At 58.6% G+C, this 17,024-nt stretch carries 8 protein-coding genes; 6 read left to right on the forward strand and 2 right to left on the reverse strand.

Annotation, left to right across the window (positions count from 1 at the left end):
- The first annotated feature begins 190 nt into the window (after positions 1-190).
- From repA to repC, 3 genes are all read left to right on the forward strand, one after another.
- The gene (gene repA, locus ASE71_RS27670; RefSeq protein ID WP_089045425.1) at positions 191-1,453 is read left to right on the forward strand and encodes a plasmid partitioning protein RepA; all 1,263 of its coding nucleotides are present in this window, start codon (positions 191-193) and stop codon (positions 1,451-1,453) included.
- A complete protein-coding gene (gene repB, locus ASE71_RS27675) occupies positions 1,450-2,466 on the forward strand; it encodes a plasmid partitioning protein RepB (protein WP_060520071.1) in 1,017 nt (338 codons plus the stop codon). Before repA ends, repB begins: the two co-directional genes overlap by 4 nt.
- A gap of 212 nt (positions 2,467-2,678) precedes the next feature.
- Entirely contained in the window at positions 2,679-3,893 is a 1,215-nt protein-coding gene (gene repC / locus ASE71_RS27680) for a plasmid replication protein RepC (protein ID WP_060520069.1), read from the forward strand.
- Positions 3,894-5,094: 1,201 nt separating this feature from the next.
- Here the strand turns inward: repC and ASE71_RS27685 are convergent.
- Positions 5,095-6,930, reverse strand: coding sequence for a PAS domain S-box protein (locus ASE71_RS27685; RefSeq protein ID WP_060520159.1), 1,836 nt, complete (start codon positions 6,928-6,930; stop codon positions 5,095-5,097).
- Between the two features lie 560 nt (positions 6,931-7,490).
- Positions 7,491-8,405: a recombinase family protein gene (locus ASE71_RS27700; protein ID WP_060520067.1), complete on the reverse strand. Its 915-nt coding sequence runs from the start codon at positions 8,403-8,405 to the stop codon at positions 7,491-7,493.
- Between the two features lie 897 nt (positions 8,406-9,302).
- Between ASE71_RS27700 and ASE71_RS27705 the strand changes: the two genes are divergently transcribed.
- The 3 genes from ASE71_RS27705 (at position 9,303) to ASE71_RS27715 (ending at position 17,020) form a co-directional block, all read left to right on the forward strand.
- A complete protein-coding gene (locus tag ASE71_RS27705) occupies positions 9,303-10,811 on the forward strand; it encodes a metallophosphoesterase (protein ID WP_060520065.1) in 1,509 nt (502 codons plus the stop codon).
- Positions 10,812-10,851: 40 nt separating this feature from the next.
- Positions 10,852-15,117, forward strand: coding sequence for a trypsin-like serine peptidase (locus tag ASE71_RS27710; RefSeq protein ID WP_060520063.1), 4,266 nt, complete (start codon positions 10,852-10,854; stop codon positions 15,115-15,117).
- 217 nt (positions 15,118-15,334) lie between these two features.
- The gene (locus tag ASE71_RS27715; protein WP_060520061.1) at positions 15,335-17,020 is read left to right on the forward strand and encodes a hypothetical protein; all 1,686 of its coding nucleotides are present in this window, start codon (positions 15,335-15,337) and stop codon (positions 17,018-17,020) included.
- Positions 17,021-17,024: the final 4 nt, after the last annotated feature.

Below are 17,024 nucleotides of genomic sequence, written 5' to 3' on the forward strand. Positions count from 1 at the left end.
TGACGGCGTCGAGCTTAACAAATGTGTGCGCAATTTCAGCCGCCGGGAGCGTTGCGTTTGGGAAAAACACACGCGATTCCAACGACTAGCGCGGGTTTGGTCACCGAGTCGTCACAATCGACGTTAAAGCTTTGTTAACCCTATAATTCTGGACGGTTCAGGAGAATCGTGTTCTATCTCTTGGCGGATAATGGCCGTCAAACCGGTCTTTGACCGCCAAGAGGGAAAAATGGCGATAGCTCAACGCGCAGAAAATGACGTTCAACTCAAGGAAGACGCAGCCGCAAAGATCTTGCGGCACGCCGGTCTTTTGTCGAACCAGCTGCAGCAACTGCGGACACGGATGTACCCGCCGAGGTCGGAAAAGGCCTTGAGGTCGTTTCTCACGAACGAAGTCTCGAAGCTGACGTCCATACCGGATTCGACGCTGAAGCTGATGTCATCGGAAGGGCGCGGGCCGACGCCGGGCCGCCTTGAGAACAACCATCGCGTCTACACGCTCGCACAAATCAACGAACTGCGAGAGCTGTTTGCCAAGCAGAAGCCTGCCGAAGCACTCCGCTTCCTGCCGCGCCGCCGACCGGGTGAGCACCTCCAGGTGCTGGCGATCGCGAACTTCAAGGGCGGCAGTGCCAAGACCACCACGTGTGTTCATCTGGCGCATTACCTTGCCCTCCATGGTTATCGCGTCCTCACACTCGATCTTGACCCCCAGGCATCGCTGTCTGCAATGTTCGGTGCGCAGCCGGAAATCGATGTCGGTGCGAACGAAACGATCTACGCAGCGCTTCGCTACGATGACGCCGAGCGGCGACCGATCAAGGACATCATTCGCAAAACCTATTTCGATGGCGTCGATCTCGTTCCGGGCAACCTTGAAGTCATGGAATACGAGCACGAAACGCCTCGTGTTCTGGCAAACAAGTCGAGCTCTGGCGCGATCTTTTTCGAACGCCTGAAGCTTGCCTTGGCAGACGTCGAACAGGACTACGACGTCGTCATCCTGGACACCCCGCCCTCCCTTGGCTTCCTGACCTTAAGCGCGATCTATGCGGCAACCAGTATGGTCATCACCGTCCATCCTGCGATGCTGGACGTGGCATCCATGAGCCAGTTCTTGCTGATGATGGGCGATCTGATCAGCGTCTTGAATGAAAGCGGTGCCCAGCTCGACCAGGATTTCATCCGATATCTCGTGACGAGGCATGACCCGAACGATGCGCCGCAATCGCAGGTCGTTGCGATGTTGCGACATATGTTCGGGACAGACGTCCTCTTGCCGACCGCCATCGAAAGCACGGCCGTCGAAGCAGCGGGCCTCGCCAAGCGCTCGATTTACGAGCTCGAAATGGGCCAGATTGGTCGTGACACCCATAAGCGCGCCCGTGAAGCCGTCGATTCGGTCAACGAGGCCATTATCCGCCTTATCAACGATAGCTGGGGGCGGACATGAGCAAGTCATCTCGCAAATCAATTGTCGCGAGCTTCGGTCTGCTGTCGCAAGAACTGGAGAACAAGCTCGCGGACGATCCGCAACCTGCGCCACCAGCCCCGTCGCCGCGCGTCGGGGCTGGCGTTGTCGGCGCGGCGCACCGCGCGATCGATGACATCAGGGCAGAGCGGGACCGTTTGAAGGCAATCGTCGAAGCCGGCGGCGGAACGGTCCTTGAGCTCGATCCCGCGCTGATCGATCCTTCCCCCTACCCGGACCGATTGTCGGATGATGACGGCAGCGATTTCGAGACGTTCAAACGCTCGATCGAGGCCGAGGGCCAAAAGGTCCCCATCCAGGTTCGGCAGCATCCCTCGTCTGCAGGGCGCTACCAGATTGTCTACGGTCACCGGCGTTGGCGTGCTGCCAAGGAACTTCTGCGGAACGTTCGCGCGCTCGAGGTCGACATCTCCGATCTCGATCTCGTCGTCGCACAAGGCATCGAGAACGCGAGCCGGCAAGATCTGACCTGGATTGAGCGCACATTGTTTGCATCGCGGATGGATGACGCCGGCATCAAGGCCCGCAACATCTATGCGGCACTGTCGATTGCGGATGCAGAACTTGCTCGAATGCGCGGCGTTTATCGAACGATCCCGGCAGACGTGATCGAAGCGATTGGGCGTGCCCCCAAAGTGGGTCGGCCGCGCTGGATAGAGTTTGCAAGAACGATCGCAAGCGATCCTGGATCGCTTGAGGTGGTGCGGAAGGTGCTCTCGCATGCACGTGAACGCGGCTCCCTATCGGATCAACGCTTCCAGCGTGCTTTCGAGGCAATAAAGCCCTCGAGCCCTGCGCGGGAGGACAGCCGTGACCTTCTGGACCATGCAGGATCGAAGCTCGGCTCTTGGAAGATTTCGACCAAGGAGCTTCGGATTTCTGCAGATGGCCCGCTCGGTCAGGACTTCGTGAAGTTCGTCGGCGACGAATTGCCGGCTCTCATCGAACGCTTCTCGCGTGAGCGTCAAAGCTAGACGTTATAGACAAGCTGTCAGCTGGTCTATTCGACAAGGAAAATACGGAAAGGAATACCGCAAAAGAAAAAGGCCCCCTTAACGTTGCCGTCGTGGAAGCCTCTCTCATATCTGGACAATCTGAGAATCGCATTTCCACGAATCCCAGTCAAGAGTTTTTGGCACCGAATTGGGTGAGCGGACATCTTTTGCCTTCTGAAGGGTGAAGGAAGATGCAAAGTGGAAGTGTAACGACGCCTTTTGGGCGGCGGCCGATGACGCTTGCGCTGTTAAAGCGACAAAAAGCGTCCATCGAGATCCGGCCGAACAAATCGGCCGACAAATGGAAAGTGTTCCGGGATGCCTGTGAAGCCAGGGCGCATCTTGGGCTACAGGATCGTGCTCTTGCCGTCCTTGACGCGCTTTTGAGCTTCTATCCTGAGACTTATCTCCGACAGGGAGAGTCTCTCATCGTTTTTCCGTCGAATGCCCAACTGTCGGTGCGTGCGCACGGTATTGCCGGCGCGACGCTGCGGCGGCACCTGGCAGCGCTTGTTGATGCCGGACTGATCAATCGCAAAGACAGTGCGAACGGGAAGCGCTACGCCCGCAAGGACAGGGCTGGCGATGTTCAGGATGCTTTCGGTTTCGATCTTTCCCCACTTCTCGCCCGATCGGAGGAACTTGCGCAGTTGGCGCAGCAGGTGGCCGCCGAGCACGCCTTGCTTCGGAAAACCAAAGAAGCGCTCACGATCCGTAGACGCGACGCCCGCAAGCTCATCTCAGCAGCAATTGAAGAAGGGGCGAGCGGCGATTGGAGAAAGATCGAAGGTATTTATCAGGCTCTCGTTGCCCGGATACCGCGATCCCCAACCATCCATGACCTGACACCGATCCTCGACGAGATGGAACTGCTTTGCTCGGAGATCGTCAATCAATTGGATATTTTGGATAATTCCGGAAGTTTGAGCAGCAATGATGCTCAAAATGAGCGCCACATACAGAATTCACATACCGAATCCTTATATGAACTTGAACCTAGCTCTGGAGAGGAGCTGGAGGCAAAATCCGAACCAGCAAAGCGGGTGGTGAACGAGCCGATCAAGGCTTTTCCGCTCAGCATGGTAATGCGAGCCTGCCCCGAGATCGCACTGTATGGCCAGGATGGAGCCATATCGAACTGGCGTGACCTGATGTCCGCTGCCATTGTGGTGCGTTCGATGTTGGGAGTGAGCCCGAACGCCTACCAGGACGCTTGCGATGTGATGGGACCTGAAAATGCAGCTGTTGCGGTTGCTTGCATCCTTGAGCGGGCAGGACACATCAATTCGGCCGGAGGTTACCTGCGCGACCTGACGACAAAGGCACGGCGTGGCGAATTCTCCCTCGGGCCGATGCTGATGGCTTTGTTGAGGGCGAATGGATGCTCGGAGCGGCGCGTTGGATAAACCCCGGGCTATCATCTGTCTCGATGTGAGATCGAAATCTGTCCGCGAAACGAGGCTGATTTATTCCGAGATCGAAACGGACCTGATGACGAGAAACGGCTTCTCCCTTGGTATGGTGAGCGCGATCTCAAATGGGGGGGCAATTCCAGCCTGGTGAGGTCAGCATCTGTCACTTAACTAGCTCGTTCGACCATTGGACATTGTGGGGTTCAGGCTCCATGGAGGCTGCTCGTGTCTAAGGTGAAAAGCGTGACTTTGTTGGTCGTTCGCCCCACCTTCCCTTTCACTGAGCTGGCTACGATCCCATGCCAGGAAGTCGATACAGATCGTAAGCATCTGCTGAACACAACCCGGTCCCGGTTCTTCTGATGGCGGTGTTCGTGTGGGCAGCGGGTGGGGCAAAGATCTATCGCCACGTTGACGGCAGAGTGGTGGCGTGAGCTCGGTTTGGGTTGCGGGCAAACCTGACCGGCGTTTATGGGCGTGTTCTCACCTGGGAGATTGTTTCTCTGCGCGACGTGAAGCATTCATCGGTGCCGTCTATTGACTGATGTCGTGGATGAAGCGGGGCTCCGGTTGAGCCGGTTGATCAGACTGGCCGTTGAGAAACCCTGACAGCTGTCAGGGTTTTTGAATGTGAACGTCCTCAACCGTGACGAAGTGCCGGACGCCTTGTGCATCAGATCGCAAGTTCGGGGGCACCTACTTAATGTGCTCCCCTGCACCGTTTGCCGCGTGAATTCCATCAAACCCTGACAGCTGTCAGGGTTTTGGGTTCTACGGTTCCATGGCTTGGACTGGTCACTGGGAGCTCAGTTGTGAGGCCGTCGCTGGCGAAACACTCGGCGCCTTGCGCAACGTCTTGCCGAAAAACACTGCGCGTCGGCGCAAATGGGAACGGTAGAACACCTTAAAGCCGAACAGCAGCCCGCCGCTGAGAGGGACCGCTTTTTGGATTTCTTTCAGCATGAGCGACCGGGGAACAACTGCGTGCGCGGGTGCAAAGGCATTGGGAAGCGCAGGTGATGAGGGCTTATAACAAGGCGCCGCGGAGCTTCTGGAAAGGCTACCTGAAACTATCGCCGGCTAGCCCCGTGGCGATGACACCGGCGGTGAGGGAAAAAAGAGGCCGGCTCGGGGATTAATGCGATCGCGCACCCGATCGACGATCATGGCAGGAAATGCACCTCGGGCTTCGAGTTCAATGAGAGCTTGGCTGCTGATCCCATTCGCCAAGAAGATTGGCATCGACCTCGCATACGACGCCCTTTGGGTCATAGGTAATTTTGACCGTGCCATTGAGTTCGGCGGCCAACAGGCTCTCAATGAGCCGGGATCCAAAACCTCTGCGGGTCGGTGGGGTCACAGGCGGGCCTCCGGTTTCCTCCCATCGCAGGAACAGTCTGGCGGTAGACTCGGTCCCGGCTTGTACTGTCCAAGCGATCGAGACGTGGCCCTGGTCGACCGCGAGTGCGCCGTATTTGGCTGCATTCGTGGCGAGTTCATGAAGCGCCGGGCAGATCGACACGACCGCCCTTGGAGGGACCTGGATTGAAGGACCGGTGACCGCAAATCGATCCGGAGAATAGGGTGAAATCGACTGTTCGACGATCGCCCGTAGTTCGGCCTGCTCCCATCTCCCGTGGGTCAAAAGATCATGAGCGCGTGCCATCGAAGATAGCCGCGCCTCGAATGAGCGCACGTCCGCGGCATCTATTTGGCCGTGGCCAAGCGTTTGGCGCGCGATCACAAGGACAGTCGCAAAAAGGTTCTTTACCCGATGGTTCAGTTCACCGACGAGGACGCTTTGTAGGCGTTCTGCGTCTTTTCGGGCCGAGATGTCATGCGCAATCTTCGATGCGCCGACGATCACGCCATAGGCGTCATAGATCGGTGAGACGCTGAGGAGGACAGGGACGCTTCGACCGTCCTTGTGGAGTCTTGCCGTTTCGTAGGGCTCGACCTTCAGGCCGGCGCTGACCTGGCGCAAAATTGCAGGCTCCTCACCCTGGCGGTCCTCAGGAACCAAGACCAGGACGGATCGGCCAATGACCTCGTCAGCCGTATATCCATAGAGCCGCTCGGCGCCAGTGTTCCAACTCGTGATTTTCATGCCAAGGTCAATGCCAAGGATGGCTTCGTTGGACGAAGCGATGATCGCGGCCAGGCGACGCTCGACGTCCTGAGCGCGCTTGCGTTCGGTAATGTCGACGATGATGGCGCTCGCTTGCTGGAAACCGCCATCTTTGTCGCGAAGCGCCGAAACCGAGTTCGCCACCCAGACCAAACTGCCATCTTTTCGCCGAAGACGGCTCTCCATCTCGAAACTCTGGCCGCGTTCAGCCACCGTTTTAAAGAGCCGGTCTGCCTCGTCGATGTCTCCGGCAATACAGATATCCCGCATTCGCATCGATAAGAGCTCGCTTTCGCTATAGCCGAGGATCTCGCAGAAGCGGTTGTTGACCAGGAGAAAGCGGCCCGTGAGGTCTGTCTGAACGATCCCTGCTGCGGACTGCGAAAAAATCGCCCTCAGTCGCTCTTCGCTCGCCTGCAATGCACTCTCGAATTTCACCCGGTCCGTTGTTTCGTTGACGATGCAAAGAACCCCACGAACGCGGCGTTCCTCGTCGCGGACGGGAGAATAGGAGATGTCGAAGTGGACTGTTTCCGGGTAGCCGTGGCGTTCGATATAGAAGGGACGGTCCTTCGCAAAGACCGTCTCCCCGCCGTCGAGGACACGTCGAAGCAGGGGCTCGAGATCACTCCAGAGTTCACCCCAGTTTTCTCGGGCAGGGCGTCCAAATGCGCGAGGGTGCTTGTCACCGATGGTGGGCGCATAGGCTTCGTTGTAAAGGGCGACGAATTCTTCGCCCCAAAACAGCACGATCTGGGCCTGCGCCGGCAGCAGAATATCCATTGCGGCGGTGAGACAGTTTGGCCAACGCTTCCTGGGGCCGAGAAGGCTGGCCTCCCAGTTGTAGGTTTCGATCAGGCGCTCAATTGTCCCAGCTGCTGTGAAATCGTTGATGCGCTTCAGGGCCAAACTCCTCACCGATATGGGCGTGCACTTCAACCTTTTGAGACGGTTGGGTCAACAAGCAAAGCGAGGGAACCTGCTGGTCACTTTGATTACGTTTCGGATCAGATCCGCGCCTGGAACGGCATGGACCGTACCCCGTGGTTTCGTGCTGGAACGGAGGTGGGCGCTGTTCGTGAACCGATGATCATTCATCAGACTGCGGGTGTGCCCGGATAACGAATGATCCCTGCGCTGCCGTGGCTGTCGGCGCTCTCAGACATTGTCCTGGCGGCGACTTGCTTGGCGACCGCGCCGCCCTGGGTAGGCCAGACGTTGTCCTTGTATGGCCGGAGCGTATCAGGAGGGATGGGAGGCGAGGGAATTGCCGCGGCACAGACCCAGCAAGGGGGCTCGCGCTAGTCTGTAAGTTCGGCATCGCGCAGACCGTCCACTCGATCACTGGCGGTTACGGAAGCAGAGCGGGTTCGGGAGTGAGTGTGTCACGTCAGCCAAGGGCTCGCCGTCGCAGAAATTCCGTAGGCAGAATGTCGGCAATCGCGCGCCTGATAGAATGTGCCTCAGCGGCGGATGAGGCCGAACCGGTGGGCCTCATCCAGCAAATCTCGGACGGAGGAGGGGATCCATTTTCTGCCGCCGCCCTTCGGCCGCTCTCCCAGTTTGTCCAGCTCGGCGGCAATTTCGCGAAGCGACAGATCGGGATCGGCGATCGCGATCGCCGCCACCAGTTGCATTAAATGGTCTTCGGGAGCGCGACGTGGGGATCGGGCGAGGAGATCATTTTCTGCGAGCTTTGCGCGGACCAGGCGATGCACGGCGCGACGAAGGCGTTCGACGGTCCAGTCCTGGCCACGTCGGTTGAGAACGCGAACGACATTATCCCAACTGTGCTGAGGCCTGAGTTGTCGCACCATCGGAAGCCACGCCTGTGCGGACGCGATCAGCTCTTCGAGATAGAGCTTCTCCCGCGCCTTTGAAACCGCCGCAATCGCCTCCGGCCGCCGTTCTCGAAGACCGGGGTTTCCAGGCAGCCTGCCCCGAGCCTTCGCGGCCTTGATGCCCGCTTTGGTTCGCTCGGCGTTCAGCGAACGCTCAAGCTTTTCGACGGCATCGAGGACCGCAAGGGAAAACATGCCTTGCGGAGTCGAGGTATCGATCGGATCTTGGATTGACCGAAAGTGCACCCCGCGATGTTGAAGATCCCGGATGACTTGCAGCAAATGGCTCACGGATCTGGCCAGGCGATCGAGACGGACGACGACGAGGACGTCTCCCGAGGTGAGCTCGCCCAGCAATTTGGTCAAGACAGGCCGAGCGCGCGAAACCCCGGTGCCATGTTCCTGATAGATCCGATCGCAGCCGGCGCCCCTCAGCTCGTCCAGCTGGGTATCGTTGGCTTGGTCATCCGTCGACATGCGGGCGTAACCGATTAGTCGCTGCAGGGGTTGGAAATCAGCTGTTTGTTGCTTCGCCATCGCGCCTTCGAACCGTCACTTCATTGAGGATAATAAAGTGTGTGAGAAACAGGTAAGTTGCAAGCGTGTTTTATAGTGAGAATGGGAGGCCATCAGACGCAATATAGAAGGGAGGATGGTAAGACGATCGTAAACGATAGCGAAAGGGCTCCAGTGGGCTTCTGGGGTGAAATCTCGATAATTGGCAGCTCCACAAGAGGTCGCAAGGCGTCGTAACTCATTGGAAGGAGAATATGGAGAATAATGCGAAGCGGATAGCGCACACACTGGACCCGCCCCTTCGGTCAGTCCATTCTATCTCGCAGGTGATTCTCCCCGTGCTGATCCGGGGACTGAGGCTTTGCGTTTTCGGAGCGGTCACTATCCATACCTGAAACCTATCGATAGTGAACGATGGCGTTGAATGGCGTCCGAGTGACGGAAGCGTCAGGTTATATCGCTTCCAGTTGAGAAATTTATGATGTTAAGGCATATGGTTAACCATATGATAAAGAAAGTCGGGGTGCGATTCAATGGCGCGTAACCGGTCGTGGCTTCCGGTGCGATCTTCACAGTCGAGACGTATCGCTCGATGACGGGTGATTGGAAGGCGATGTTCGGGGGCGGTGCATCGTCGTGTCAGCCAATCGGAGCAGCGGTACCGGGCTGCCGCTGTGTGACGAGCAAATTGATGGGAGCGGCCCGACGGTCACCGTCTCAGAGCAACCCGCACAGATCAGACACCAATGCAGCGCGGTCGTCGGAGCCACGGGACACAAAAGATTGTGCATTCGGGAGGTATTAATCTGTCCCCCATTGCACATTTTCGGCTCCAGGGTGACCTTATCAAGGCGCGAATATTGAAATTCGGACAACCCACAAAAGCAGGATTTGTCTCCAGATACAGAGAAACCCGCAATGCGCCAGGTTATTGTCATCTCCGATCTGCATCTTGGTGGCACTTATCCCGAGCCATCGCGCCAGGGCAGCCGTGGATTTCGGCTCTGCACACAGGCCGAAGCGATTGCTCGGTTCATTGGCCGGCTGGCCGATGAAGTCTCGGTGAAGGCGCCGATCGAACTCGTGCTCAATGGCGATACCGTCGATTTTCTCGCAGAACGAGATGGTCAGGCCGCAACCTGGTCAGCTTTTACGACAGACCCTCAACAGGCTGTCGACAAGTTCAATTTGATTGTCGAGCGCGACAAGCCCGTATTCGATGCGTTGGGCGCGTTCCTCGCCGCCGGAGGGCGGTTGACCATCCTCCTCGGCAATCATGACGTCGAGCTCAGCTTTCCGGCCGTGCGCGCGGCGCTTCGCGCGGCGATTGGCGTTAAGCCAAGCCACGACTTCGAATTCATCATCGACGGCGAAGCCTACGTTGTGGGCGATGCGCTGATCGAGCATGGCAATCGTTATGATGCCTGGAACCAAATTGACTACGACGCTCTGCGGCGTCTGCGCTCGCTCATGTCGAGGGGCGAAAGCGTTCCCCTTAAATATCGGTTCGAGCCACCGGCGGGCAGCGAACTTGTTGCGACGCTGATGAACAGGATCAAACAGGTTTATGCCTTCGTTGATCTCCTCAAGCCAGAGGATGGCGCGGTCGTTCCGATCCTGCTGGCCCTGGAACCAGGCTTCATCAAGCGGGCGGGGCAGATCGCTCGATTGTGGTATCGCACCAAGAGCCACGGGCTTGAGGGGTCCTCGTTACCAAAAATGGGAGGCGACATTTCCGCGAGTGGGACATTGCACTCCGATGTGCTTGGCCACGACATTGGGGCCAGTCCTGGGCTGGACCCGATACTCGGCGAGCTCGATGACGACGCGGCGCTCCGCAGCGTCATAAGCGGGGCACTCAAGGGAGACGCAAACGCCTTCATGGCAGCCATCTCCGAAACGCCGGAACCGGTCAGTAGCGCGCTGGCCGGGGTCGAAATTTCCGCTACAGAGGCGAGCATTTTCGCGAAGGAGACGGTGGCTCCACAAGGCGGTCGCCTGTCCGATGGCAGATTGCGGGCACTACTGCTAGCCATGCGAGCATTGCAAAAGGCGGATGGGTTCGACGAGCGCCGTGAGACAGCGAGCGAATATCTCAATGCGGCTCGCAGTCTGGCTAAAAACGATATTCGCTACGTCATCTTCGGACATACCCATCAGCCAAAGCGTGTAGATCTCGGTGGCGGCCGCTGGTACCTCAATTCCGGGACTTGGGCCGATGTCCTCCGCTTTCCTTCCGACATTCTTTCCCTTCCCGAGCAGGATGCGCTTCCACGGCTGCGGCAGTTCGTCGAGCAGATGCAGTCCGGCAGTTTCTCCGACTGGGCGCTTTTCCGCCCGACATACATTCGGCTGCGCATAGGAGACGACAACCGCGTGACGGATGCCGCGCTTTGTTCCGGTCTCGACATCGAACCAAACCCTTAGGGGGCCTTCGCATCGAGGCAGAGCCGATTGGAGGCCGTGGATGGACCAGAAAACCCGCGATGCGATAGCAAAGGTCACTGTAACGCGGCCGGATGGGGCCGGGCGCGGCACAGCGTTTCTGATAACGAAAGATCTGGTGGCGACGGCACTCCATACGGTCGCAGACAGACGCGAGGAGATCCCCGCTCCGTACGGACCTATCGTCCTGGAGTTCCCAGGCCATACCACGCAGGCGGAACTTGTCGGCTACGACAGGGAGGCGGATTGCGCAGTGCTCAGATGCGTCAACCCACCTCGGACAGCGCCGCTACAGATGCGCGGCCTCGGACGCTCCGGTGATCCATGGCAGACATGGGGCTATCCCAATCTGCAGTCGCTCAACGGGCTGGCTCTTGATGGTGAGGTCACCACCACCCACGGCGAGCTGTACGGCGAAAAGAACATCATTCAGCTCTTCTGCAATCAGTTGGCTGCGGGCCTCGGGGCCGACGCTCGGGGGCTCTCGGGAAGCCCCGTCCTGGCGAACGATCGGGTTGTTGGAATCATGCGCTTTGCGTTGGGGCCAGACGAGCGAGTGGCCGGTGGCGTTTTGTATGCTTGCCCGATCTGGAAGCTCCACGGCGTCGCGGGCCTTGTCGTCGAGGTGGCCCCCGTGGTCGGCCCAGGGAACACCGATGATGATCTTGCCGCTGTGATCGGCAGCAACGCCCGGCCCTACGCCCGAAAGGTCAAGGAGTTCGTCGAGATCACCCGCGGCCCCGTCGATTGTCCGGCGCCCTATGCCCGGCGCAACACTACGCTTCGCGAGTTGCAGACGTGGTATCAGTCGAGCGCGGTACCGAGGTTTCTTATGATCGGCCCCGCGGGCCGCGGAAAGAGTGCCGTCCTCGTCGAATGGCTCCTTGAACTCTCGAAGGCCAAAGCCGGCGCGCAGACGCAAACGCACATCGTCTTCGTGCCGATCAGCCTGCGTGTCGGCACATATATGCCTGTCGTATTCTTCCAGATGCTCGCCTCTCGGCTCGCCGCGATTGTCGGACGAGAGGTCAAGAATGAACAGTTTGATGCAGCCATCTACTACGAGGGGCTCTGTGGCCAACTCTGCGACGAGCTCATTGCCAATCAGGCCGATGTTCTGATCGTCGTAGACGGGGTGGACGAGGCGCTCGAGGGAAGCTTCCGGGCCGACTGGTTTAGCGGCCGCTCAGAGTCGAGTGTGAAACTGGTTCTCTCTGCTCGCGAGACCCTCGATAAAGGGGGTGGTCAGTTCTGGCTCAACAAGTTCGGCTGGCAGGCGAACCGCAATGTCGTTGTTCACCAGTTGCCCCTCCTGGAGCACGCTGCGGTCAGGGAGCTTGTCTCAGGCCTTCCCGCAATCGGCAGCTCTGCGGAACTCGTCGAGCAAATCGCCGCGCGTCTCTCGGCTCTCACCAAAGGCGAGCCGCTGCTGCTCAGATTCTACGCGGAGGACCTCCTTGAGCAAGCACCCTTTCAGACCGATGTCCTGGAATTCCTCCAGGATGCGGCGCCGGGGCTGAGCGGCTACTTCGACCACTGGTGGTCCTTACAACGCACGGCTTGGAGAGACGAAGGGGTCAGTCCCGATGTCGAAAAGCTCAATGCCCATCTGGGCGCCTTGGCGTGCGCCTTTGGCGCGCTAGGTGCTGACGATCTTGGCCGGATCGTCGAAATTGCCCATGGCCATAAACCCGCCTCGGACATGAAGGAGACCTTGTGGCCGCTTCGCCGCTTTGTCTTAGGCGACGGGCAGTCGCCGGCCAAAGGCGGCCGCGGCTATGTTATGGCGCATCCGGGCTTGCGCGATTTCTTTCTGGAGAGGTTTTCGGGGGCATTCGTCGAGCGAATCCGCGAGGCGTTTGTCGAATGGGCCTCAGGCATTGCTGCCGACCTCAATTCCGGCAATCTGGCCCCATCGAAGGCGTCGACCTACGCGGTCTCGTTTCTCACCCAGCATCTGGATGAGATTGGCGCTCCGCCGACAGAATACTTCCGGCTGTTCGATCTGGGCTGGGTGCAAGCGTGGGAGCATGCCGAAGGGAGCCTGCGTGGCTTGTCGCTCGACATAGAGCGGGCAGAGCGCGCGGCGATGCGCTCACCAGGTGGCATGGCCTACTCCTACCGATTGCGAGCGAGGCTGCTGCTGTGTTCGATCCGCAATACCTCACGTGTGCCTCCGGAACTCCTGATCGCGGCTCTTGATCAACAACTCCTTGGGTGGCGAGAGGTCGAGGGACGACTTGGTCTGCTGGTGGGCTTCGCGAAGGTTAGAGGCCTGGGTGACCTTAGCCGGCGGATGCCGGACGATGAACGAGATCGTGTTCTAGGAATCGCGCTTGAAGCGGCCGATCTACTGAGCGATCCGCAGGACAGGGCAATGGCTCTTGCTGCTGTCGCAAGCCATCTACCTGAGACGGACGCCGAAACTGTGGAGTTGAGAAGTCTGGAGGCAGCCGGCCAAATCAGGATGCTGTCGTTTTGGTACGACGCGATGCGCTGGATTATTCCGAAATTCCGGCACCAAGCCCTTTTTGGCCTCTATCGAGTACTCCAGCTGGCGGAGGAAAAGACAGAGAACTGGGAATATTTCATCGAACTACTCCCGAGGGTACCAGAAAGCGTCAGAGTTGACGCCCTTGATCTGGCTCGCCGCCGGCTCGACGGTCCGGCAACGGGCGAGAGTTCAGGCTACCGGCAGTCTGCCGACGATATCTCGATCTATCCCCGCATCTTGCTAAGCCCGTATTTCGGCGTCGCCTCAGCCGAGCAACTGCGAACCTTCCTGACTGCGGCTCGGTCCTTTGACCGTGCCGCCATGACAGCTCTGGCGCTTTCAGCGCTGTTGCCTTTTCTGGCAGAGGATGGTCGGGAAGAGCTCATTGACGAGATCGTGGACACAGCGAGTTCGACAACTAGCAAACTCTTCCTGTTGGAATGCATAGGGTTGGCGCTGCCGTATGCTCAAGGGACGCAAAAGGAGACACTGATCAAGAGGGGATGGCAGATCTGCAGCGACGAAACCTTCGATCACGACTATCTATTGGCTATCTTGCCGTATGTTACCGAGGCGATGCGCCTTCAGGCCTTCAATGCGCTGCTGATTGCCGACAAAGAGTGGAGATCAAAGTCATTCGAACTCCTGGCAGCAAGTCTATCGGTTGAGCAGATCCAGTCGGCCTTGTTGGCACTTCGGGCAAATCGGGATGGAGGAATGGCGTCCGCCACACTTCTCGTCCTCGCTGGTTACCTTGACCTTGAGGATGGCGCACGCGACAGGCTTGAGGCGCGGGTGCTGCCTGAACTTTCCAGTGATGAGAATATACATCTGTTGTGCTCTGCGATCGGAGTCTCGAAGGCTGTAAGTCCACAAACACAGGCTTGTGTCGCTGGATCCAGGCTTCTCCTACGGGTCAGCGACCGGATAGAGCAAAGCGTCAACGCAAATCTCGTGCAGTGCTTGCCGCCGCCTATCCTGCGCGACCTGTTCGATCGGATTTCTTCGCAGGATGCGCGTGATCCCTATTACTTCCGTCCTCGTGCTTTGGCCGCGATCATCCAACATATGGACGAGGGAGAATGCGGCGCACGCGTGAACGTCGCCTTCGAGGAGCCGGATGATTGGATAAGGGCATTATTGAGTAGCGCATTCGCGAAGCGCCTCTCAGGGGCGCAGCAGGCGGCAGCTATCCAGACTGCTCTTGAGGCAATGGCATCGGCACCACTGCCATATTCAGGACGCGAAGCTGCTCTTGCGGTCGAAGCATTTGGACAACTGATCCAAGCTTCTTCAGCCCCAGAAGTGTGTACCTTGGTGGATGCCAAAATAGCCGAGCTGGTTCGGCAACGGCCGATCCCGTGGGCAAGCGCCTTCGCGCCGGTCATCGATCGGCTCACTGGAGAGGATAGACAAGCACTCTGGTCGGAGACGGAGTGTCAGCTGCTCGGGGAGGAGCACCCGTCCATTTGGCCGAACAGGTACATTGACGCGTTGCAACTCGCATCTCCCTCCGAACAGGCGCGGATTCTGGCGGCCTGTTTCGGCACATTCACAGACTTAACTGATAATCCCGATCACTTCCTGTTCGTTTCAGAGGTGGTTGGCGAATTGCCTGACCAATATGACTCTGTAGTGATCGAGCAGTTTCTAGCGAATTGCGATAAGCCTCGGCGTGATCAGCTGTTCAGGGGCCTCCAATCACTCGCACCGGTCTTGGCGCGCTTGGAAGGCCCGTCCGGCATACAGAATCTTGCTGATGGAATCGAGGTGGCCCGGCGCTGCTTCCCCTAGATGGGACCACTCAGCATTCGGTCTGTGGCTTCAAAACAGGTCGTTGAAGTCGGTGTGACAACGCGACCGTGACAAAGGCGCTTTGCGCTGAGGTTAGAACGGGTGGTCAAGCGACTGATATTATAACGGAATTTTTCTCGTTTCGACGGACTCGAAAACGGAGGCGCCGTCCTGTAGTATAATTATAAATAGCGGAGTGTGACAGCGAAGGACCGCCATGTTTTCCGTTGAATCAATTCTGCTAGCCGAGGGGCCGGCCCTGTCGTCGGAAATCGCCCGTAAGCTCGTCGCCCAGGGATGCTCGGCCGATGTCGCTCGCCAACGGATAAGCCGCGCCGGCTCAAAAGTGCGCCGCCTGAAGGGGCTAGTTTTTCCGCGCAACGCCCGTTTCCTCTATCACGCCAAGCACGAGGGAACGGAGCAATACTGGACGGCGCTGTCCCGCGACATCCGGGAGGCCAGCCCGGCCTACGGCCCGGCGCTGGCCGCGCTCCAGGCACGCGATGGCATCGTCCCGCTGGAGCAATTCGCAATCATAAGCGGCTCGCCCATCCGTCAACAGGGTCAGGTCTCAAGCGAGACGGTACTGCAGCGCCTCGAAGCTGTTCACCTCATCGAGCGCGGCGAGATGCAAGGCGTGGGACCTGTCGTAACCCTTCGCGCCGACGGATATCTCGGCCGCCCTAATTTCCAACGCCTGCGCGCCAGGCTTGTCGTCGAGAATATGCTGCTTCTGGCGTTGCGAGACTGGGCCCGCCGTCTCGGTGTCGCAAGCTATGACAAGATCGAAATCCGCGGAGAGACCGATCGCCTGCCGACGTTCGGCACGTTTAATTGGGATCTCTGCGGTCCGTCCTACTTGGTCCCGATGGTCCGTCGCCAGAAAGATGGACGGCCGAAGCCTGGCTTTCTGGTCGGTGATGTTATCGCGGGTGCCGCCGTCGACGAGCACGCTATCGCCGCCTTCATCCGCAAATTCAACTTGTCATCCTATCTGAAAAATCTCCCGCCCTTCATGCCGATGCTGATGGCCGACGGCTATACCCAGGAGGCCTTCAATCTCGGTCGCTCCCACGGCGTCATGTTGGCGACACCGAAGAACCTGTTCGGTCGAGATGTTGCTGTCGGACTTGCTACTCTGCTCGAGACGTTAAGCAAGGCGGCCGCCGTCGCGGTTGCCAAACCGGAAGTCATCGGCGAGCTGTTCGACAAACTTAGCGGCATCTCCGGTGCGGATCGCAACCTGCGTGGATCCCTGTTCGAGCTTGTCGTCGGTCATGTCGTGCAAGCCCGCTTCGGCGGCTCAATCGATATCAATCACCTGATCCGCCTCGACACCTTCAAGGCTGAAATCGACGTCCGTCGGGTCGTTGCTGGTGACGTCTGGATCTACGAATGCAAGGGTTACCAGCCCGACCACATGATCGATGCACCGGAGGTCGAGGAATGGCTCTCGGACAAGGTGCCCGGGATCTATAGCGCTACGAAGGCTGAGGACCGGTTCAATAGCTCGACCGTGCATTTCGAGTTCTGGACAAGCGGCGGCTTCACCGACGCCGCGGTCGCCGCGCTTACGGCGGCCCGCGACAGAACCAAACGCTACGCGATCGGCTGGAAATCCGGAAAAGAGGTCAGGAGCGAACTCGCGAGGTTGTCGTCATCCGGAATGACCGCGATGTTCGACCAGCACTTTCTCAAGCATCCGATCGCCGTCTTCGATCGACGACATAATGGAGCCGGCGCCATGGCTGATCTCAGCATCGATACTGCTGTTCCAGACGATCCCCACGAACCGGTCGTGCCGGCAAAGCGCAAGAAGCCGTCACGTCAGGAAATCCGCGCCGAAGTCGAAGCCGCCATGGCTTACGAACGGATGCCGCCACCCATGCCGGCGGGCGAATAGCGGA

This window comes from Ensifer sp. Root954 (assembly GCF_001429005.1).
Lineage (GTDB): Bacteria > Pseudomonadota > Alphaproteobacteria > Rhizobiales > Rhizobiaceae > Ensifer > Ensifer adhaerens.